Genomic DNA, 19,107 nt, shown 5'->3' with positions numbered 1-19,107 from the left:
TCCGCGAGCCTATCCACCGCGCCCTCGTCGTCGATCACTTGGCGGTGCTCAGGTCGTAGACGGTCTGCCCGCCGACCGTCGTCGACTCGTAGTTCGCCGCGACCCACTCCTGGATCGCCGATGCGGTGGACGAACCGCCGCCCATGCCACCGCCACCGGAGCCGGAGGAGACGTAGTACCCGATGTCCCCGTCGGCGACGTACGCCTTGAACTGCGCGAGCGTGGGTGCCGGGTCGCTCGACCAGCCACCGATCGCCATGACGGCGGTGTCGGTGTCGAGTTCGAGCTGCGCGGCCGACTGCGATCCGTTGACGGCGGCCGCCCACTTCGCGTCGGACGCCTCGAGCAGCTTCTGCAGGGCCGACGAGGTCGACGCACCTTCGCCACCACCCCCGGTCTGGAGGCCCGTCCCCGACCCACCCTCGGAGGTCGCGTCCTCCGTGCCGTCCTGGCCACTGCCCGGTGCCGTGCCGGACGTGCCGTCCGGCATCTCCGGCGCCTCGCCGGACGCGCCCTCCGGCGGGGTCCCGCCGGGACCCTGCTGGGAGTCGGACGTGCTGTCGGAGCCGCTGTCGTCGGAGCCGGAGGTCGACCCACCCGGTCCGCCCGTGCCTCCCGGGAAGCCACCGGTGCCGCCGCCCGTCCCACCGGAGCTGCTGCCCGCCGGGCCGACGCTCGGGATCGAACCGGAGTGCGCGACGGTCGTCGTGGCGAGGGCGTAGGCGGTGGTGCCGGACAGCCCGAACAGGGTGCCGGCGAGGACGCCGACCGTGACCAGCTTGCGGAGCGACGGGACACTGCCCATCACCACGAGCGCTGCGGACAGCAGCCCGCCGGCCAGCATCACCCAGCGGAGCCAGGGCAGCCACGTCGGGTTCTCGTTGAGCAGGCACCAGCCCCAGAAGGCGGTGATGCCGATCATCGCGGCCAGGCCGATCCGGCCGACGAACCGCGCTCGTGCGTGCCAGAGCAGCGCGCCACCGGTGCCGACGAGTCCGGCGATCGCCGGTGCCAACGCGACCGTGTAGTACGGGTGGATCGTGCCGGACATGTACGAGAACACCAGGCCGGTGACCAGGAGCCAGCCGCCCCACAGGACGAGTCCGGCGCGGGCCGGGTCGGCCAGGTGACGGCGTCCGACGACGACCAGACCGACGATCAGCGCGATGAGCGCTGCGGGCAGGAGCCACGAGATCTCGAGCCCCATCTCGGACGAGAACAGCCGGTTCAGGCCCGTCGAGCCACCGAAGGAGCCACCCGCGGTGCCGCCGGTCATGCCGCCGCCTCCGCCACCGTTGCCCGATCCGCCGAAGATCCGACCGAGGCCGTTGTAGCCGAACACCAGGTCGAGGACGGTGTTGTTCGTCGAACCGCCGATGTACGGGCGGGACTCGGCCGGCCACAACCACACGGCGACGACCCACCAACCGGCCGACACCACGAGGGACCCCGCGGCGATGAGCAGCCCGATGACGCGCTTGCCCCAGGTGGTGCGGGCGGCGAACAGGTAGACGAGGCCGAAGGCCGGCAGGACGAGCAGCCCCTGCAGCATCTTCGTCAGGAACGCGAAGCCGAGGGCGACCCCGGCCAGTGCGATCCACTTCCAGCTGCCCCGCGGCAGCGCCCGCACGGTGCAGTACGCGCCGGCGGTCATCAGGAACACGAGCATCGCGTCCGGGTTGTCGAAGCGGAACATCAGGGCTGCCGCCGGGGTGGCCGCGACGACGAAGCCGGCGAGCAGCGCGCCCACGTTCGCGGTGGTGGTGCCGACGCGGGCGAGGGTGCGACGGACCGTGCCCCACACCAGCGCGACGGACCCCACGGCCATGAGCGCCTGGGGGAGCAGCAGACTGAAGCTCGAGAAGCCGAACAGCCGGGCCGACAACACCATCACCCAGAGCGACGCCGGGGGTTTGTCCACCGTGATGAAGTTCGACGAGTCGAGGGAGCCGAAGAAGAACGCCTCCCACGACTTCGTGCCGGCCTGCACGGCGGCGGCGTAGAAGCTGTTGGCGTACCCCGAGACGCTGAGGTCCCAGAGGTACACCACGGCGGTCACTGCGAGGAGCGCCCAGAACGCCGGCCGGAGCCAGCGGGCGTCCTCGCGCTCGCCGAGGAACAGGCGGGCGAGCGGCTTGCGACGCCGATCCTGCGCGTCGGTCAGCGCGGAGGCCTTTCGATCGGTCACGGGTATCGGGTACGTGGTCATGTCGATGAGCATCGGGGGCGTTCCCCGAGCGCGGCACTGCGCCGGCTGTGCGCGGCCTAAGGAACGTCGGGCGCGGCCGGCGCGGCGCACCGTGCGAGGGGCAGTCTGCCGTGGTGCGAGGTTCCGCACTCGGTGCGAGGCACGCGGGGTCGCACGGGGTGCGGAACCTCGCACCGTTCGGCCGCGCCCCTCGCACCGTGCGCGGTCAGGCGTACCGCTGCGCCGCGTGCAGGGCCGCCCCCGTGTACGACCCGCCGAACAGGAACACGTGCAGCAGCAGCGGCGCGAGCTGGTGGAGCTCGACGCGCTCCTGCCAGCCGTCGGCGAGCCGCGACTCCCGGTCGTAGGCGGCGAGCACCGTCTCCAACCGAGGCAGCCCGAACAGTCCGAGCAGCGCCAGGTCGGTCTCGGCGTGCCCGCCGTGCGCGATCGGGTCGATGAGCACCGCGCCGGTCGGTTCGGACGCGTCCGTCGGCCAGAGCACGTTGCCGGCCCACAGGTCGCCGTGCAGCCGTGCAGGACGGTCCCCGACGAGTGCGGGCTGCGGCGACCCGAGCGTGCCGTCCTGCACCCGGTCGGCGACCCGCTCGAACACGGCCGCCTGGGCGTGGTCGAATCCTCCGGCGTCGACGATCCGCCGGACGAAGTCGCGGATCCGGTACTCGGCGAAGAACTCACCCCAGGTGGCCGGTGCGTGCGCGGCGTCGACGAACGGGGTGCGGGAGCGTCCCATCCGGAGCGCGGAGCCCGTCGTCCAGCCGGCGGGCGGTGCGCCCCAGTGGTCGGCGCCGGCGGCGTGGGTGTGCGCGAGGGAGCGTCCGAAGCGCTCGGCCTGTGCGGCGGTGGGGGAGCCGTCGGTGATCAGCTCGAGGTCGAGCACGGTCGGGCTCGGCCGGTCCAGCACCCGCGCGATCCTGGTGCCGCCCACGTCCTCGGCCTCGGCGAGCCAGGCGAGGCCGGCGGCTTCGGCTGCCGCTTCGTCCGGGGTGGTGAAGGTCTTCACGTGCGTCTCGGCCATCGGTCCATCCTGCCGAGGGGTCCCCGTCGTCCGTTCAGCAGGTCGTCAGACCGCGTCGACCAGCGCCCTCGCCAGCGGGTGCCACTCGCGTGACGACGGGCCGCTCAGCACCAGGGTCCGCTCGAGTCGCCGGGCCATCGGCACCATCACGAGGTCCGGCGGCAGCATCACCCGGCCGAGCGTCGGCACGATCGAGACGCCCTCGCCCCGTTCGATCATCCCGAACATGGTGCTCATCTCCCGCACGCGGTGGGCGTACCGGAAGGGGCGTCCGTCGAGCTCGTGCAGCTTCTGGATCTGGTACTCGCACCCGCCGCCGCCCGCGACCAGGCCGTCCTCGTGCAGGTCGTCGAGCGTGAGCGCGGGCAGCTCGGCGAGCGGGTGGTCGCGCCGGACGACCGCGGCCATCTCGTCCCGGGCGACGACGACGCCCCCGGCTGGCACCGGCGCGGGGTCGACGAGCACGGCTGCGTCCACGGTGCCGCTCTCGAGCCACTCGGGCATCTCGTCGTCGTCGCCCTCGTAGACCTGCACGTCGACGTCGGGCAACGTCACCGCCCACAGTTCGCGGAGCCGCGGCAGCAGGCCTTGGCAGACGGTGGGGACGGCCGCGAGTCGCACGGTGCCGCGCGCTGTGGCGGGCCGGACCACTGCCTCCAGGGCGTCGACCGAGGCGAGCACGCTGCGGGCGTGGGCGAGCAGGCGGTCGCCCAGGGGTGTCGGGACGGCGACCGCCCCGCGCCGGACGACCGGCCCGCCGACCTCGCGCTCGAGCCCGGCGACGGCGTGCGAGACGGCCGACTGGCCGACGCCGAGCACGGAGGCCGCGGACGTGAACGACCCGGCGTCGAGCGTGGCGACGAACGCACGGAGCTGGGGGACCGAGACGGTCATGCGTGCTCCTCATGTCGGCATGAACCCCATGCGTTTGCCGCATGGGCGTTGGTGGTTCGACACTAGGCCACATGAACGCCCTCCTCTACGGTCTCGTCGCCCTCACCTGGGGCTCGAGCTTCCTCTTCGCGAAGATCGGCCTCGACGGACTCGCACCGCAGCAGGTCGCCACCGTGCGGACCGTCCTGGGCGGCGTGACGCTCGTCGTCCTGTTGCTCGCGACCCGACGACGCTGGCCGCGGGAGCCCCGCGTGTGGGCGCACCTGGCGATCGTCGCGTTCTTCCTGAACGCCCTGCCGTCGTCGCTGATGGCGTGGGCCGAGCAGACCGTGCCGTCCGGGCTCGCGAGCATCTACAACGCGACGACCCCGATCATGACGCTGGCGGCGCTCGCGGTGCTCGTGCCCTCCGAACGGCTGCGGGGGCGGCAGGTGGCCGGGATCGTGGTCGGCATCGTCGGGGTGCTGGTGCTCGTCGGTCCGTGGGACCTGCTCGGCGACCCGGCCGTCCTGGCGAGCGTCCCGGGGCAGGTCGCGTTGCTCGGCATGACCGCCTCGTACGGCATCGGGCTCGGCTACCTGCGGCGGGTGGCGGTGGGCAGCGCGTACGACCCGGTCACGATCGCGACGGTGCAGCTCACGCTGGCGTCCGGCATGCTCCTGCTGGTCGCGCCCGCCATCGCCACCGGCCCGGTACAGCTGGACGGGAGGATCGTGGCCGCGATGGTCGCGCTCGGTTGCGTCGGCACGGGGCTGGCCTACGCGTGGAACACGCGCCTGGTGCAGGCGTGGGGCGCCGGTCGGGCGTCGACGGTCACCTACCTGACGCCGGTGGTCGGGGTGGCGCTCGGCGTGCTCGTGCTCGGTGAGCGCGTGCGGTGGAACGAGCCGGTGGGCGGACTGGTCGTGCTGCTCGGCATCGCGTTGGCCTCGGGGGTGCTCGGCCGCCGGAGTCTGCGTCGTCCGGCACGCCCCGCCCGTACGCTGGCCGGGTGACCTCCGGCCGGGACCCCAAAGTGGTGCGACTCCTGTTCGCCTCGTCCCACCCCGGTCCGACGGTCACCGTCACGGTGCTCGCCGCCGTCATCGCCGCAGCCGTCGGACACCCGGTGTGGCTCGTGGTCCTGGTCGCGCTGACGGTGGTCGCCGGGCAATTGTCGATCGGCCTGGCGAACGACTGGATCGACGCCGACCGCGACCGAGCCGTCGGCCGGAGCGACAAACCCGTCGCCCGCGGACTCATCGCGGTGGAGACGGTCCGCACGGCGGCGTTCGTGACGGCCGGTGCCGCCGTGGTCCTCTCGCTGTTCCTCGGGCCCGTCGCCGCCGTGGCGCACCTGGTGCTCGTGGCCGCGGGGTGGGCCTACGACGCCGGGCTCAAGCGCACCGTGTGGTCGGTCGTGCCGTTCGTCGTCGCGTTCGGACTGCTGCCCGTGGTCGCGGTGTCCGCCGGTCCCGAGGGGCTGTGGCCGGCGTGGTGGGCGATCGCCACCGGCGCGGTGTTCGGCGTCGCGATCCACTGCACGAACGTCCTGCCCGACCTGGTCGACGACGCCGCCACCGGTGTCCGCGGGTTCCCGCACCGCCTCGGGCTCCGGGGAGCCGGGATCGTCGCGTTCGGGTCGCTCGTCGTCGCGGCCGGCCTGGTGCTCGGCGGACAGGTGCTCGGTGACGACCCGGTCCGCGGCATCGGGGTCGTGCTCGCCGTGGTCGGGGCGGTCGTCGTGCTGGTGCTCGCCGTGGTGGGGGTCCGGCTGGTGCTGGCGGGACGGGCATCGCGCACCCTGTTCCGGCTCGTCATCGCGTCGTCCCTGGTGCTCGTCGTCGAGCTCGGGTTCGCCGGGGCGCGGCTCGTCGCCTGACGCACTCCTGCGCGGGACGCACCGCGCGGCTCGCCTGACGCGCTTCCGGGCGGCTCGCACCGCGCCGCTCGTCGCCGACGCGAGCCGTCAGGCCCAGCGCATGGCGTAGAGCCGGGCCAGGCCGTGCGCGGTCGGCAGCGACAGGACGGTCCGGAGCAGCGCCTCCCGTCCGATGGTGGAGGCGGCACCGAGTGGACGACCGAGCCCCATGTTCGCCTCGGCCTGCCGGGCCGCACGGCGGGCTGCTGCCTGCCGGCGGGCGGCGTAGCCGGGCCACGGTCCGGCCACGCCGGTCCGGACCGCGCCGGCGAGCAACGGCGCGAGCTCGGCCGCGTCGAGCCAGCCGAGGTTCATGCCCTGCCCGCCGATCGGGCTGATCTCGTGGGCGGCGTCGCCGACGAGCACGACCCGGCCGACCCCGACGCGGTCGGCGACGCGGCGCCGCACCCGGAAACCGCTGAGCATCGTGCAGGAGGACGGATCCGGGACGACGCCGGTGCGTGCGGCGACGATCGCGGCCAGTCGTGCCGCCGTCTCCGGGGCGGGGGTCGCGCCGCTCGGGGCGAACGCCAGCGAGTCCGGCACCAGGGCGACGTACCGGCGCCGACCGTGCGGCAGGGGGAAGGACTCGACGACGCCTCCGGGGCCGACGTCCACCAGGGCGGCGGTCCGGGCGTCGGCGCCCTCGGGGTCGGCGAAGTCGCCCATCACGTAGCGGTCCGGGTAGTCGCGGCCAGTGGTGCCGATGCCGAGCAGGTCACGGACGACGCTCCGTGCGCCGTCGGCCCCGACCACGAAGGCGGCGCGCACGGTTACCGGTGCGCCGTCCGGGCCGGTGCCGACCGCGTCGACGTGGTCACGGTGCCGGGACAGGGTGGTCACCGTCGTCCCGGTGCGCAGCGCGGCTCCGTCGGCAGCGGCCAGCCGGTCCCGCAGCAGGGACTCGGTGCGGTGCTGGTCGAGCGTCGCGACGTACGGGTGGGTGTCCGAGGCACGGTCGAAGGTCAGCGTGCCGAGCGTCCGCCCGCGGCTCCGCGCGACGCCGGTGCGCACGAGGGTCGCCTCGGCGAGCACCGGGACGTCGAGCCCGATCGCGGCGAAGGCATCGAGGGACGGCGGGTGGATGCCGATGGCGCGCGACCCCTCGGGTGGACCGGGGCGACGCTCCCACACCTGCACGGCGATGCCCCGGGCGGCCAGCAGCGCGGCGAGGAAGAGGCCGACGGGACCACCGCCGACGACGAGGACGTCGGTGCGCTCCGTGGTCACGGGCCGAGCCTACGGTCGGGCGGTCGAGCCGCGCACAGCTGCACTGCTCGTGCGCAGCCGGCGACGGAGCCGCTCCACGGGGACCTCGACCGCGTAGGCGGCACCGATCGACACGAGCAGCACGACGCCGACCAGACCGACCGTGCCCCACGCGCCGATCGCGAACGTGCCGAGCAGCGCGATGACGAGCGGGTGCCACAGGTACGCCGAGTACGACACCCGTCGTCCGAACCACGCCACCGGGGTCCAGCTCAGCGCGGTGGCGACGGGTGAGCGCACCGACACCAGGCCACCGATGAGCACCGCCGAGATCACCCCGATGACCGGCAGGACGACGCCGAAGGTCCAGGCGTGCTGGGTCCAGTCGTCGTCGATCCAGAGCAGCACACCCGCCAGGAGCCCGAGCCCGGTCCAGGTCGCGACGTGTCCGGCGATCCCGGCTGCCCGGACGCGTACCCGTTCGTCATCGAGCAGCAGCGCGAGCGCGCACCCGATCGCGAGCGGCACGACGCCGAGCACCGGCGAGAAGTACACGTCGGGGGTTGCACCGCCGCTCGGGGTCCGGTAGCTCGCCCACGACGCCGCCGACGCTCCGACGACCAGGACGCCGAGGCCCGTCAGCAGCCAACGCCGTCGAGCCCGCAGGGCCGCGAGCAGCACGAGCACGGGTGGCCAGACCAGGTAGAACTGCTCCTCCATCGACAGGCTCCACGTGTGCGCGAACACGCCCTGCGTGGTGTCCCAGAACGCGCGGAAGAGGTTGCCGGTGTAGGTCAGGGCGATGACCCCGGCCTCGCCCGCCGAGAACGACGCGCCCTTGTAGTCACCGACCCAGTTCCACAGCAGCAGGCCCACCGCGACGAACACGAGCAGCGCGGGGTAGAGCCGGAGCAGGCGCTTGAGCCAGAACGAACCCAGCCGGACACGACCGGTGCGTCGGCGTTCACCGAGCAGCAGCGTGGTGATCAGGAAGCCGGACAGCACGAAGAACACCGTCACGCCGATGAAGCCGCCCTCGAACTGCGGGACGTGCAGGTGGTACAGGACGACGGCGAGGATCGCGATGGTCCGGAGTCCGTCGAGGGCGGGTGCGCGATGGGTGAGCGGGGGCGGTGGCGTCCGGCCCGTCGGGTCGCCGTCGGTCCGGCCCCGCGCGGTCGTCGCGTGGCCGGGCGCGGTCGTCGCGCGGCCAGGTGCCGTCGTCGCGCGGACCCGCTCGGGCGAGAGCACGTCGGTCGTCACGGGCACCTCCTGCGCGATCGGGAGGCCACGACAGCGGGACGCGTCGTGACCGGATCGTCACATGATGCGCGCGGCAGGTAAGAGCCGACTCAACGCCCGGGGTGCACCAGCGTCGCCAGGGCGTCGAGTCGTTCGTGCACGATCGCGGCGAACGGGCGGTCCTCATCCGGAGCGATCCACTGGGCGAAGGACAGGTGGAACACCGTCACGGCGGTCTCGGCGGCCATCGTCGCCGCCGGTTCGGGGACGCCGCGCTCGCGCATGACCTCGCCCAGGCGTGCCTTCAGGGTGGCGAGCTTGCCGAGCTCCCGTTCGCCGAGCGCTGCGTTCGCGTCGATGATCGTCTGCCGGGCCCGCGACCACGACCGGCGGTCCTCGGGGAAGAACCCGGCGGCGGCGTCGAGGGCGCGGCCGACCAGGTCGAAGGGCGCCGCGTCGGCCGGGGCGGCCGTGATCGGGTCGACGAACATCGCGAGGAAGTCGTCCTGGCCGGCGAACAGGACCTCGCGCTTGTCGGCGAAGTGCCGGAAGAAGGTGCGCTCGGTGACCTGGGCTTCGGCGGCGATCCGCGCGACCGTGGTGCCGTCGTAGCCCTCGGACGCGAAGAGCTGCAGCGCGACCGCCTGCAGTCGTTCACGCGTTCCGGGTTGCCAGCGAGCCATGCGGAGAGTCTACTGATCAGGACGACTTGATGACAGCGGCTGACATCGAGTGCTACGGTGATGTCAGTTCATGACATCACACCGTGGACATCTGTGAAAGGACCACTCATGCACGTGTTCGTCACCGGGGCATCCGGCTGGATCGGCTCCCACACCGTCGACGACCTGCTCACCGCCGGGCACACCGTCACCGGGCTCGCGCGTTCCGACGCGTCGGCCGCCGCGCTCGAGGCGAAGGGCGTCGCCGTCCTGCGCGGTGACCTCGACGACCTCGACGTCATCCGCCGGGGCGCTTCCGAGGCCGAGGGCGTCCTGCACCTCGCCAACAAGCACGACTGGGCGAACGCCGCCGCCACGAACGCCAGCGAGCGGGCCGCCGTCGAGACCATCGGTGCAGCGCTCGTCGGCACCGACCGCCCGTTCGTCCTCGCGTCGGGCGTCGCCGGGCTCGCCCAGGGCCGCCCCTCGACCGAAGCGGACGCCAACCCGTTCGTCGGCCCGGACAGCATGCGCGGCGGCAGCGAGAACCGCGGCTTCGACTTCGTTGGCCAGGGGGTACGCACGATCGCGGCCCGGTTCAGCCCCACCACCCACGGCACCGGTGACCACGGATTCATCGCCGCGATCGTCGGTGCAGCCCGGCAGCGCGGCGTCTCCGGCTACGTCGGCGACGGCACCAACAGCTGGTCCGCCGTGCACGTCACCGACGCCGCCCGGCTCGTCCGCCTCGGGCTCGAGCAGGCCCCGGCCGGCACGCGGCTGCACGCCGTCGCCGAGACCGCGATCCCGACCCGCACGATCGCTGAGGCCATCGGCGAGGTCCTGGGGCTGCCGGTGACCTCGATCGACCCGGCGGACGCGGACGCGCACTTCGGGTTCATCGGCCGGTTCTTCGGCATGGAGATGTCCGCCACGTCCGACGCCACCCAGAAGCTCCTCGGGTGGGAGCCCACCGGGCCGGGGCTGCTCGAGGACATCGCCGCCGGCGCCTACTCCGGCGTGCGGGTCGCGTAGGCGACCGGTCCCCGCGAGACTCCGAACGACGAGTTCGATGTCGCACGACGTCGACATGGTCGTTCCGAGTCGGCGCCAGCCCCACGCGCCCCAGCAACGGACGGGAGGCCCGTGGCGGCCCCGCCCCGCGCCTCCCGGCCGTCGCCGGTCCGAACCACGGCGCATGGTGAGCAGAAATGGTCGGGTTCAGTCACCGGACCCGACCATTTCTACTCACGAGGCGAACCGCGAAGCGACGCGCGACGCGCGAGCGCGTCGGCGCCGACTACTCGGACTTCTGCATCTGCCACGGCTCCGGCTCGCGGTCGCCGTTCGGGCGCACGGGCCGGACGTCGCCGACGATCGGGATCGCGCGCTTCCGCATGAACCACAGGTAGCGGACGAAGAAGTGCGACAGCGTCGACAGCCGGTTGCCGTTGCCGAGCAGCGACGCGATGTGCACCGCCACCCACGCCAGCCACGCGACGGGCCCGACGAGCGTGATGCCACCCCGCAGCTGCGCGACCGCGGCGTTCGTGCCGATGGTCGCCATCGTGCCCTTGTCGAAGTACTTGAAGTGCTCGGTGGGCTTGCCCTCGAGCAGACGCTTGATCTGCGTCGCGACGTGCCGTCCACCCTGCAGCGCCGGCTGGGCCAGCTGCGCGAGGGCATCGGACTGCGCCGCGATGTCCCCGGCCGAGAAGATCCGCTCGGCGCCGTTGACGCGCAGGTCGTCGCCGACCTGGATGCGTCCGCCGCTGGTCTGCGGCAGGCCCCAGCCCGATACCTCCTTGTGGGCGGCGACGCCGGTGGCCCAGATGACCTGCGAGGCGGGGATGAACTCGCCGTCGGCCGTCATCACGCCGTCCGTCTTGACCTCGGAGACGCCGGTGTTCAGCCGGAGGACGACGCCGCGCTTCCGCAGGACCTTGGCCGCGTACCGGCGCAGACGCGGGGCGAACGGCTTGAGCAGTTCGCCACTGCGGTGCACGAGGGTGATCGTGATGGCACCCTTGTCCAGCTCGGGGTACGCCCCCTCGAGTGCCTGGTCGCGGAGCTCCGCGAGCGCGCCGGCCATCTCGACGCCGGTCGCGCCGCCGCCCACGATGACGATCTTGATCTCGTCGGGGCCCTGGTTCGCGGCAGCCTCTTCCAGCCGGGTGAACAGCTCGTCGCGGATCCGCAGGGCCTGCGAGCGGGAGTACATCGAGTACGCGTACTCGTAGGCGCCCGGGGTGCCGAAGTAGCTCGTGTTCACGCCGTTCGCCAGCACGAGGTAGTCGTAGTGCAGGTGCTCGCCGTCGGACATCTCGGCGATGCGTTCGTCGGTCCGGATGCCGGTGAGCAGGCCGTGCCGGAACTCGGCGTTGTCCTGCTTGGCGCGCAGGCTGCGGAGGAAGTACGTCACGTCGCCGGCGTTCAGTCCGCCCGTCGCCACCTGGTACATGAGGGGCTGGAACATGTTGTAGACGTGCCGGTCGACGAGCGTCACCCGGACGGGAGCGTCCGCCAGCTCGCGCATGGCAGCGACACCGGCGAATCCACCGCCGACGATGACGACGTGCGGGCGGGTGTCCTGGGGCATGCTGATCCGGCTTTCTTCGGTTCGTGAGGTGGTCACCCACGAGGGTACGCGCGCTGTGGACCGCTCCCGTCCACTGCCGACCGGGAGGCCCGGGTCGGCTCCGTCAGGCGTCGAGCCGTGCGTAGGTGCTCACGACGTTCCCCTTGCTCGTCACGGTGCTGCCGACCAGCCGCAGGCGCGTGGCCGGGTCGGTCGGCTCGAAGAGCTTCCGGCCGGAGCCGGCGATCGCCGGGTGCACCATCAGCTGGAGCTCGTCCAGGAGCCCCGCGAACAGCAGGTGCCGGACGACGCTCACGCTGCCGCACACCGCGATGTCGGCGCCGTCGCGTTCCTTGAGCTCGCGGACGAAGGTGTCGAGGTCGCCCGGGATCCTGGTGGTGTTCTGCCACGTCAGGTCGTCGCCGAGCGTCGTGGAGGCCACGTACTTCTCGATCGGGTTGATCCACTGCCCGAAGCCGTCGTCGGGGTGTGCCGGCCACCACTCGGACCACTCGAGGTAGCTGTTCCTGCCGAGCAGGACGGTGTCGGTGCGGGCCATGAACGCGCCCATCCCGGCCCCGAGCTCGTCGTCGAAGCTGTCGTACTGGAACTCGTACGGGTCCTGCACCACGCCGTCGACCGACGTGAACAGCCCTGCGGTGACCTTGCGCATGGCCGGAGCGTACTGCGGATCAGCTGCCGGTGCCGCTGTCGCTGCTGCTGCTGCTGCCGTCCGTGCCGCTGCCGGATCCGTACCCGGGGAGCTGCCCGGTGCCGTTGCCCGGGAACTGGTTCGTCCCGCCGTTCGTGCCGGGCACCTGCGTCGTCGACTGGGACTGGTCCCCACCGATCGCATGCCCGATGGCGAAGCCGATGCCACCGCCGACGAGCAGTGCTGCGAGTCCGACGATCGCAGCCAGGACGGGCCAGAACCACGGCGGCTTCGGTGTGCTCTTCCGGCTCGTCGGGGCCGAGGCGCCGTACCACGGGGTGGCGCCGTTCGGGTCGCCGGCGTTCCAGGATCCGGCGTCGGAGCGGTAGGGCTGCTGGGCGTACTGGTTCGGTGCGGGTGCGTCGAGGGTCGCCGTGGAGGTCGGCGTGGGTGCCGAACCCCAGCCGGCCGGTGCCGCTGCCGAGGGAGTGCGGGCGGCGTTGCCCGGCTCGTGGCCGTTCGTGGGAGTGGTGTCGCTCATGGAAGGCAGTGCACACCGTGCCCCTGTGTGCAGCCGATGACGAGCCTGACGCAGTGCTGCGAACCGCCGCGTACCCTCGGGGCGTGCGCGATGAGCTGGAGACGGACCCGACCACGTTCCGCACGGAGCCGGCGCGCACGGGCCGACCCGTGCCTCCCGGCATCCCGCTGGTGCGACGCGCGAGGTGGGCTGCACTCGACTGGTGGTACGCGATCTCGTGGCAGGTGCGGAGCCTCGGGCCCACCACGGCTGACGACTACCGGACCGGCGACGGCCAGCCCGTCGTGGTGATCCCCGGCGTCTACGAGACCTGGCACTTCATGCGGCCGCTCATGGACGCCCTGCACGACCGCGGGCACCCGGTGCACGTGCTGCCGGTGCTGCGGCACAACCTGCGTCCGGTGCCGGACTCGGCGCGCGACGTGTTCGCGTACCTCGAGGAGCACGACCTGCGGAACGTGCTCGTGCTCGCGCACAGCAAGGGCGGGCTCATCGGGAAGTACGCGATGACCCAGCTCGACGACCACGGCCGCATCGACCGCATGGTCGCCGTGTCGACGCCGTTCGCCGGGTCGGGTTACGCGCGACTGGCTCCGGTTCGGCACCTGCGGGTGTTCCGGGCGGCCGACCCCGTGCTGGCCGGACTGGCGCGGGAGCTCGACGCGAACGCCCGCATTACCTCGGTCTACGGGGTGTTCGACACGCTCATCCCCGAGGGCAGTGAACTGTCCGGGGCGACGAACGTGCGGCTGCCGGTGGGCGGGCACTTCCGGATCCTCGGTGACGCCCGCACGCGCGCCGCGGTCCTGGCAGCCGCCGACCCAGCCTGAGGCGCGCCCGTCCCGTCCCGTCCCCGTCCTCGTCCTCGTCCCCGAGGTTCCGAAATCTCGGCATGTCGGCGCTCGGATCGCCGCAGTTCGGAACCTCGGCGGCGATCACCCGGCGTGTTGTGGAACCTCGGGGAGCGGCCAACCTGCCTCAGACCCCGGGCAGGAACAGGCAGAACGGGTGCCCGTCGGGGTCGAGCAGCACCCGGACGTCGTCCTGCGGTTGGAACGCGGCCTGTGTGGCACCGAGCTCCTCGGCGCGGGCGACGGCTGCCGGCAGGTCCTCCACCTGGAAGTCGAGGTGCAGCTGCATGCCGGGGGCATCGGCGGTGCCGGGCCAGGTCGGCGCGACGTACTCGGGCTCGTACTGCACGGACAGACCCGGGCCCTCGGCGGGGCGGATGCGGGCCCAGGTCGGGTCGTCCTCGTACACGGTCCACCCGGTCAGGGCGCCGTAGAACCGGGCGAGGGCGATCGGCTCCGGGGACTGCAGGACGGTCGCGGCGAGCGTCGGCATCGAGGCGTCTTCGCTGGTCATGCCGCGGAGCGTACGCCGATCAGCGATCAGCGATCAGCGATCAGCGATCAGCGATCAGCGGTCAGCGGTCGGCGACGCTCGCGCGCTCGACGATGCGGTGCGGCACCACCACGGTCTCGGGCGGCAGGCTCCGGTCCTCGATCCGTCGGGTCAGCAGGTCGAGTGCTGCCGTCGCGAACGCCCGCCGGTCGAACGACACCGTGCTGAGCGCGGGGATCGAGTACGCCGCTCCGTCGATGTCGTCGAACCCGATGACGCTGACGTCCTCGGGGACGCGGACACCTCGGGCGGCCAGGACGTGCAGCACGCCGAAGGCGATCGAGTCCGTGAAGGCGAACACGGCGTCGGGCAGGGGGTGCTCGTCGAGCCAGGCCGCGAACGCCGTCGCTGCCGAACTCGTCGTCCAGGACGGCAGCGGCACCCGCAGTGCGGGGTCCGGTTCGATCCCGGCGGTGGCGAGTGCGGCGAGGTACCCGCGCTCCCGCAGCTCACTGGTGGCGGTGGGCTCGGACGCCCGGGCGGCACCGGCGACCGCGATCCGGCGGTGGCCCCGGGACACCAGGTAGGCGGTGACCTGCTCGGCGGCGGCCCGGCTGTCGACGTGCACCTGGTCGACGTGCTCGGGTTCGACCTCGCCGATCACGACGGTCGGCGGCAGCCCCTCGGTCGAGGCCAGGACGCTCGCGCTGAGCGACACCGGGTTGAGCACGAGGCCGTCGACGAGGTGGGCGCGGGCTCGTGAGACGAGTTCGCGCTCGCGGGCCGGGTCGTTGCCGGTCTGGTCGAGCTGGACGACCCATCCGCGCTCGCGGGCGAGTTCGACGAACCACTGCGCGAGTTCGGCGGAGTAGGCGCTGCCCATCTCGGGCAGGGTCAGGGCGATCGCACCGGAGCGGCCGTTCCGCAGCCCGCGGGCGGACAGGTTCGGCACGTAGTCGAGTTCGGCGACGGCCCGTTCGACGCGCTCGCGGGTCTCCGGGCGCACCACCACGCCGCCGTTGATGACGTTGGAGACGGTCTTCGGCGACACCCCGGCGAGGGTGGCCACGTCCCGCACGGTTGCGCGCATCGGGACGAGCGTAGCGCGGCAGGTCTCCGGTGGAGTCGTCGTGCGGGGCTGCGGGTGTGCGCTCACTGGAGCGTTACAACGATGGAAACGTTTGGCAACGGATTGCCACGTTGTAACTCCGCACGCCAGGGTCGCTGCAGGAATCCAACGGAGGAGGCCACCGAGTGACGAAGCTCGACGTCCGCGCGACGACCACCGCGCACACCGCACCACCACCCGACCCCGGGCTCCGCCGACGGAGCACGTGGCAGCGGATCCGCCGCGACCGGGTGCTGCTGCTGATGGGCCTGCCGGGAGTCGCCCTGCTGCTCGGGTTCCACTACCTGCCGCTGCTCGGCAACCTCATCGCATTCCAGGAGTACCTGCCGTTCGTCCCGCTCGGCCGCAGCCCCTGGGTCGGGTTCGAGAACTTCTCGGTGGTGTTCGACGGCAACGGCGAGTTCCTCGGCGCGCTCCGGAACACCCTCGTGATCACCCTCGTGCAGGTCGTGTTCGTGTTCCCCGCACCGATCATCCTGGCGCTCATGCTCAACTCGCTGCTGTCCGAGCGGATCAAGGGCGTCGTGCAGTCGATCCTGTACCTGCCGCACTTCCTGTCGTGGGTGATCGTCGTCGCGGTGTTCCAGCAGATCCTCGGCGGCTCCGGGCTCGTGAACAACGCGATCCGTGCCGCCGGCGGTGACGCGATCGACTTCCTCGGCAACCCCGACGGCTTCATCGCGCTGCTCACCAGCCAGGTGATCTGGAAGGACACCGGCTGGGCAACGATCCTGTTCCTCGCCGTCCTCAGCTCGATCGACGCCAGCCTGTACGAGGCGGCGAAGATGGACGGCGCCTCGCGCTGGCGCCAGCTGTGGCACGTCACCCTGCCCGGCATGCGCGGCATCATCATCCTGCTGCTCATCCTGCGGCTCGGCGACTCGCTCACCGTCGGCTTCGAGCAGATCATCCTGCAGCAGCAGGCCGTCGGTCGTGCCGCCAGCGAGGTCCTCGACACCTACGTCTACAACAACGGCGTGCTCGGTGGGCAGTGGGGTGTCGCCGCGGCCGTCGGACTCGTCAAGGGCGTCGTGGGCGTGCTGCTCGTGCTCGGCGCCAACAAGCTCGCGCACGTCTTCGGTGAAGCGGGCGTCTACCAGAAGGAGTCGCGATGACCGCCACGCACACCGTGACCGTCCCACGGGCGAAGAAGCGCAAGCGCGGTGGCCCGGACGCGGCTCCGCTGCCCGGACGGCTGCTCACCGGAGCGGTCCTGCTCGTGATCTGCCTCGTGGTGATCCTGCCGTTCGTCGGCATCGTGTCGACGAGCCTCGCACCCACCAGCCAGGTGAACGACGCCGGCGGGTTCGTGATGTGGCCGAAGGGCTTCGACCTCAGCGCCTACGAGAGCATCTTCGCCGGCGGTGTCGTCACCCGGGCCCTGGTCGTGAGCATCGGCATCACCACCGTCGGCACGCTCATCAGCCTGTTCGTGAGCGCGATGCTCGCCTACGCCCTCAGCCGTCCGGGCTCCTACGGGTCGGGCGCCGTGCTGGGCCTCGTGCTCGTCAGCCTGCTGTTCGCGCCCGGCCTCATCCCGAACTACCTCGTCGTCAAGCAGTTCGGGCTGCTCGACTCGTACTGGGCGCTCATCCTGCCCACCGCCCTGAGCGCCTTCAACGTCATCGTGATGCGGTCGTTCTTCATGGCGATCCCGCAGGAGCTCCTCGAGTCGGCACGCATCGACGGCGCCGGTGACTTCGCGGTGTTCTGGCGGATCGTGCTGCCGCTGTCGAAGGCCGTCCTCGCCGTCATCGGCCTGTTCTACGCCGTCGGCTACTGGAACGCGTTCTTCAACGCGCTGCTCTACATCAACGACACCGCGAAGTGGCCCCTGCAGCTGGTGCTCCGCACCTACGTGATCAACAACGCGCAGCTCGGCGGCGCCGACCTCGGGGCGTCCGCCGATGCCCTCCCACCCCAGGCCTCGATCCAGATGGCGATCCTCGTCGTCTCGATCGTGCCGATCCTCATCGTCTACCCGTTCCTGCAGCGGCACTTCGCCAAGGGTGTCCTGACCGGTGCGGTGAAGGGCTGACCAGCGTGACGAACAACGGAATCACCCGCCGCGCGCTCATCGCGGGCGGTCTCGGGGTCGCAGCCACGGGCCTCCTGGCCAGCTGCTCCACCGTGACCCGCTCGACCGACGTCAAGGCGATCAACCAGGCGGTCACGCTGCCGGACTACGTGCCGTGGGCCGGCGGGCCGGAGCCGGCGTTCCCGAAGACGAGCGCCCTCATGCCGAGCGCCTTCCGGAAGATCCCGGCGACCCTCGTGCCCACCGACGGCAAGCCCGGCGACGGCTCGACCGTGCACGGCAGCGTCCCGACGAACTCGCCCGTGCCGCCCTCGAAGGGCAGCAACCCGTACTGGCAGGGGCTCGACCAGCGGATGGGGATCGACCTCGACCTCACCATCACGCCGAACGCCGACTTCGGCAACAAGTTCGCCACGCAGGTCGCCGGCGACACCCTCGGCGACGTGTTCACGGTGTTCGGGTCGTTCCCGTACCTGCCGCAGTTCCTCGAGGCCAAGGCCGCAGACCTCAGTCCGCACCTGTCCGGCAGCGGCGTCCGCGACTACCCGTACCTCGCCAACCTGCCGACCGCGTCCTGGAGGGGGACCGTGTACTCGGGCGGCATCTACGGGGTCCCGATCCCGCGTGGCCCGCTGTCGTCGCAGGCGCTCCTGCGTCGTCAGGACCTGTTCGCGGACCTCGGGGTCGACCCATCGTTCTCGAGCGTCGACGAGTTCGTGCAGCTCTGCCGCGAGGTCTCGGACCCGCACCGCAACAGATGGGCGTTGGCGTCGGTACCGACGAACGTGCTCGCGCCGATGTTCGGACTGCCGAACCAATGGCAGGAGGAAGGCGGCCGCTTCCAGCACATGTACGAGACGGAGGAGTACCAGGACCTGCTCGAGACGTCGCGGAAGCTCATCGCCGAGGGCCTCGTCCACCCGGACAGCATCACCGCCTACAACGGCAAGGTCTGGTTCGTGCAGGGGTCCGCCGTGATGCTCGCCGACACCTACACCGCGATCCCGGGCCTGCTGCAGCAGGCGACGGCCGGGAGCGGGTTCGAGCTGACGATCGCACCGTTCGTCGGGCCGGCGGGCGCCGCGGCGAAGCCGTGGCTCGGGGACCCGAACAACACCATCGCCGCGGTCGCCGCCGCGTCCGACGAGCGCATCCGCGTCCTGCTCGAGGTCCTCAACTGGTGCGCTTCGCCGTTCGGTACCGAGGCCTGGATGTACCGCAAGTTCGGCATCGAGGGCCGCGACTTCGAGTACCGCGATGGTGCCCCCGTGCTCACGAAGACGGGCAACAGCGAGACCGCGCTCGGCGAGTTCCCGCTGCAGTACCTCACCGAGTGCCCCTTGCCGCTGTACTACGCCGGGGCCCCGGCGATGACGGACACCGTGCACGAATCGCTGTCGTCGTGGGTCGCCCGCGGGCTGCCGAACCCGGCCTACGGTCTGTACTCGCCGACGAACTCGACGACCGGGCCTGCCCTCGGCACCTTCGCGACGAACGCGATCAACGACGTGCTGCTCGGGCGGGCGAAGGTGTCGTCGTGGAAGGGGACCGTCCGGGAGTGGCGCCGCCGCGGCGGCGATGCCGTTCGACGAGAGTTCCAGCAGGCGTTTGCAGCGCGGTCGTCCTGACCGCTGGGGCTGCGTTCGGAGCGGACGGGAGGCACGTGGCGGTGGCCGCCACGGGCGTCCCGT

At 72.0% G+C, this 19,107-nt stretch carries 18 protein-coding genes; 7 read left to right on the top strand and 11 right to left on the bottom strand.

Going from position 1 to position 19,107, the window contains the following annotated elements:
• Positions 1-34: 34 nt before the first annotated feature.
• The 3 genes from M4960_RS06770 to M4960_RS06760 form a co-directional block, all read right to left on the bottom strand.
• Positions 35-2,188: a glycosyltransferase family 39 protein gene (locus M4960_RS06770; RefSeq protein WP_248703829.1), complete on the bottom strand. Its 2,154-nt coding sequence runs from the start codon at positions 2,186-2,188 to the stop codon at positions 35-37.
• 226 nt (positions 2,189-2,414) lie between these two features.
• A complete protein-coding gene (locus tag M4960_RS06765) occupies positions 2,415-3,227 on the bottom strand; it encodes a fructosamine kinase family protein (RefSeq protein ID WP_248703828.1) in 813 nt (270 codons plus the stop codon).
• 45 nt (positions 3,228-3,272) lie between these two features.
• On the bottom strand, positions 3,273-4,121 hold the full coding sequence (locus tag M4960_RS06760; RefSeq protein WP_131880419.1) for a LysR family transcriptional regulator: 849 nt from the start codon (positions 4,119-4,121) through the stop codon (positions 3,273-3,275).
• A 71-nt stretch (positions 4,122-4,192) separates the two neighbouring features.
• Here M4960_RS06760 and M4960_RS06755 point away from each other — a divergent pair, with 71 nt between their 5' ends.
• Together M4960_RS06755 and M4960_RS06750 are read left to right on the top strand one after the other, a co-directional pair.
• Complete coding sequence (locus M4960_RS06755; protein WP_248703827.1) at positions 4,193-5,116, top strand: DMT family transporter; 924 nt, start codon at positions 4,193-4,195, stop codon at positions 5,114-5,116.
• A complete protein-coding gene (locus tag M4960_RS06750; RefSeq protein ID WP_248703826.1) occupies positions 5,113-5,982 on the top strand; it encodes a UbiA family prenyltransferase in 870 nt (289 codons plus the stop codon). Before M4960_RS06755 ends, M4960_RS06750 begins: the two co-directional genes overlap by 4 nt.
• A gap of 87 nt (positions 5,983-6,069) precedes the next feature.
• Here M4960_RS06750 and M4960_RS06745 read toward each other — a convergent pair whose 3' ends face one another.
• The 3 genes from M4960_RS06745 to M4960_RS06735 form a co-directional block, all read right to left on the bottom strand.
• Complete coding sequence (locus M4960_RS06745) at positions 6,070-7,251, bottom strand: NAD(P)/FAD-dependent oxidoreductase (protein ID WP_248703825.1); 1,182 nt, start codon at positions 7,249-7,251, stop codon at positions 6,070-6,072.
• Positions 7,252-7,260: 9 nt separating this feature from the next.
• Positions 7,261-8,493 (bottom strand): acyltransferase, encoded by a 1,233-nt coding sequence (locus tag M4960_RS06740; protein ID WP_248703824.1) that lies wholly within the window; start codon positions 8,491-8,493, stop codon positions 7,261-7,263.
• Positions 8,494-8,582: 89 nt separating this feature from the next.
• Complete coding sequence (locus M4960_RS06735) at positions 8,583-9,155, bottom strand: TetR/AcrR family transcriptional regulator (protein WP_248703823.1); 573 nt, start codon at positions 9,153-9,155, stop codon at positions 8,583-8,585.
• 108 nt (positions 9,156-9,263) lie between these two features.
• Between M4960_RS06735 and M4960_RS06730 the strand changes: the two genes are divergently transcribed.
• Entirely contained in the window at positions 9,264-10,169 is a 906-nt protein-coding gene (locus M4960_RS06730) for an SDR family oxidoreductase (RefSeq protein ID WP_248703822.1), read from the top strand.
• 265 nt (positions 10,170-10,434) lie between these two features.
• Here the strand turns inward: M4960_RS06730 and M4960_RS06725 are convergent, their stop codons facing one another.
• The 3 genes from M4960_RS06725 to M4960_RS06715 all read right to left on the bottom strand — a co-directional run bounded on the left by M4960_RS06725 (position 10,435) and on the right by M4960_RS06715 (position 12,905).
• Positions 10,435-11,733 carry an NAD(P)/FAD-dependent oxidoreductase gene (locus M4960_RS06725; RefSeq protein WP_248703821.1) on the bottom strand — a complete coding sequence of 433 codons (1,299 nt, stop codon included), beginning with the start codon at positions 11,731-11,733 and terminating at the stop codon, positions 10,435-10,437.
• Positions 11,734-11,836: 103 nt separating this feature from the next.
• Positions 11,837-12,385, bottom strand: a complete 549-nt coding sequence (locus M4960_RS06720) for a dihydrofolate reductase family protein (RefSeq protein WP_248703820.1) — start codon at positions 12,383-12,385, stop codon at positions 11,837-11,839.
• 19 nt (positions 12,386-12,404) lie between these two features.
• Positions 12,405-12,905 (bottom strand): hypothetical protein, encoded by a 501-nt coding sequence (locus M4960_RS06715; protein WP_248703819.1) that lies wholly within the window; start codon positions 12,903-12,905, stop codon positions 12,405-12,407.
• Between the two features lie 83 nt (positions 12,906-12,988).
• Here M4960_RS06715 and M4960_RS06710 point away from each other — a divergent pair, with 83 nt between their 5' ends.
• Positions 12,989-13,735 (top strand): alpha/beta hydrolase, encoded by a 747-nt coding sequence (locus M4960_RS06710; protein ID WP_308221997.1) that lies wholly within the window; start codon positions 12,989-12,991, stop codon positions 13,733-13,735.
• 148 nt (positions 13,736-13,883) lie between these two features.
• Here M4960_RS06710 and M4960_RS06705 read toward each other — a convergent pair whose 3' ends face one another.
• Entirely contained in the window at positions 13,884-14,270 is a 387-nt protein-coding gene (locus M4960_RS06705) for a VOC family protein (protein WP_248703818.1), read from the bottom strand.
• 61 nt (positions 14,271-14,331) lie between these two features.
• Positions 14,332-15,339, bottom strand: a complete 1,008-nt coding sequence (locus M4960_RS06700; RefSeq protein ID WP_248703817.1) for a LacI family DNA-binding transcriptional regulator — start codon at positions 15,337-15,339, stop codon at positions 14,332-14,334.
• A gap of 164 nt (positions 15,340-15,503) precedes the next feature.
• Here M4960_RS06700 and M4960_RS06695 point away from each other — a divergent pair, with 164 nt between their 5' ends.
• Genes M4960_RS06695 through M4960_RS06685 form a run of 3 tightly spaced genes read left to right on the top strand, consistent with a single transcriptional unit; the run spans position 15,504 to position 19,044 of the window.
• Positions 15,504-16,493, top strand: coding sequence for a sugar ABC transporter permease (locus M4960_RS06695; RefSeq protein ID WP_235036018.1), 990 nt, complete (start codon positions 15,504-15,506; stop codon positions 16,491-16,493).
• Positions 16,490-17,416, top strand: a complete 927-nt coding sequence (locus M4960_RS06690) for a carbohydrate ABC transporter permease (protein ID WP_123291805.1) — start codon at positions 16,490-16,492, stop codon at positions 17,414-17,416. Before M4960_RS06695 ends, M4960_RS06690 begins: the two co-directional genes overlap by 4 nt.
• A gap of 5 nt (positions 17,417-17,421) precedes the next feature.
• Positions 17,422-19,044 (top strand): hypothetical protein, encoded by a 1,623-nt coding sequence (locus tag M4960_RS06685; RefSeq protein WP_248703816.1) that lies wholly within the window; start codon positions 17,422-17,424, stop codon positions 19,042-19,044.
• Positions 19,045-19,107 lie beyond the last annotated feature (63 nt).

Origin of the sequence: Curtobacterium sp. MWU13-2055 (assembly GCF_023242305.1) — a bacterium.
Classification (GTDB): domain Bacteria; phylum Actinomycetota; class Actinomycetes; order Actinomycetales; family Microbacteriaceae; genus Curtobacterium.
The sequence above is the reverse complement of the archived record's forward strand: the minus strand, read 5'-3'. Positions and strand labels throughout refer to the sequence as shown.

Coding starts and splice junctions, on each gene's coding strand:
- M4960_RS06730 (WP_248703822.1), top strand. CDS start 9,264: ATGCACGTGTTCGTCACCGGGGCATCCGGCTGGATCGGCTCCCACACC.
- M4960_RS06755 (WP_248703827.1), top strand. CDS start 4,193: ATGAACGCCCTCCTCTACGGTCTCGTCGCCCTCACCTGGGGCTCGAGC.
- M4960_RS06760 (WP_131880419.1), bottom strand. CDS start 4,121: ATGACCGTCTCGGTCCCCCAGCTCCGTGCGTTCGTCGCCACGCTCGAC.
- M4960_RS06705 (WP_248703818.1), bottom strand. CDS start 14,270: ATGACCAGCGAAGACGCCTCGATGCCGACGCTCGCCGCGACCGTCCTG.
- M4960_RS06700 (WP_248703817.1), bottom strand. CDS start 15,339: ATGCGCGCAACCGTGCGGGACGTGGCCACCCTCGCCGGGGTGTCGCCG.
- M4960_RS06725 (WP_248703821.1), bottom strand. CDS start 11,733: ATGCCCCAGGACACCCGCCCGCACGTCGTCATCGTCGGCGGTGGATTC.
- M4960_RS06765 (WP_248703828.1), bottom strand. CDS start 3,227: ATGGCCGAGACGCACGTGAAGACCTTCACCACCCCGGACGAAGCGGCA.
- M4960_RS06690 (WP_123291805.1), top strand. CDS start 16,490: ATGACCGCCACGCACACCGTGACCGTCCCACGGGCGAAGAAGCGCAAG.
- M4960_RS06715 (WP_248703819.1), bottom strand. CDS start 12,905: ATGAGCGACACCACTCCCACGAACGGCCACGAGCCGGGCAACGCCGCC.
- M4960_RS06720 (WP_248703820.1), bottom strand. CDS start 12,385: ATGCGCAAGGTCACCGCAGGGCTGTTCACGTCGGTCGACGGCGTGGTG.
- M4960_RS06735 (WP_248703823.1), bottom strand. CDS start 9,155: ATGGCTCGCTGGCAACCCGGAACGCGTGAACGACTGCAGGCGGTCGCG.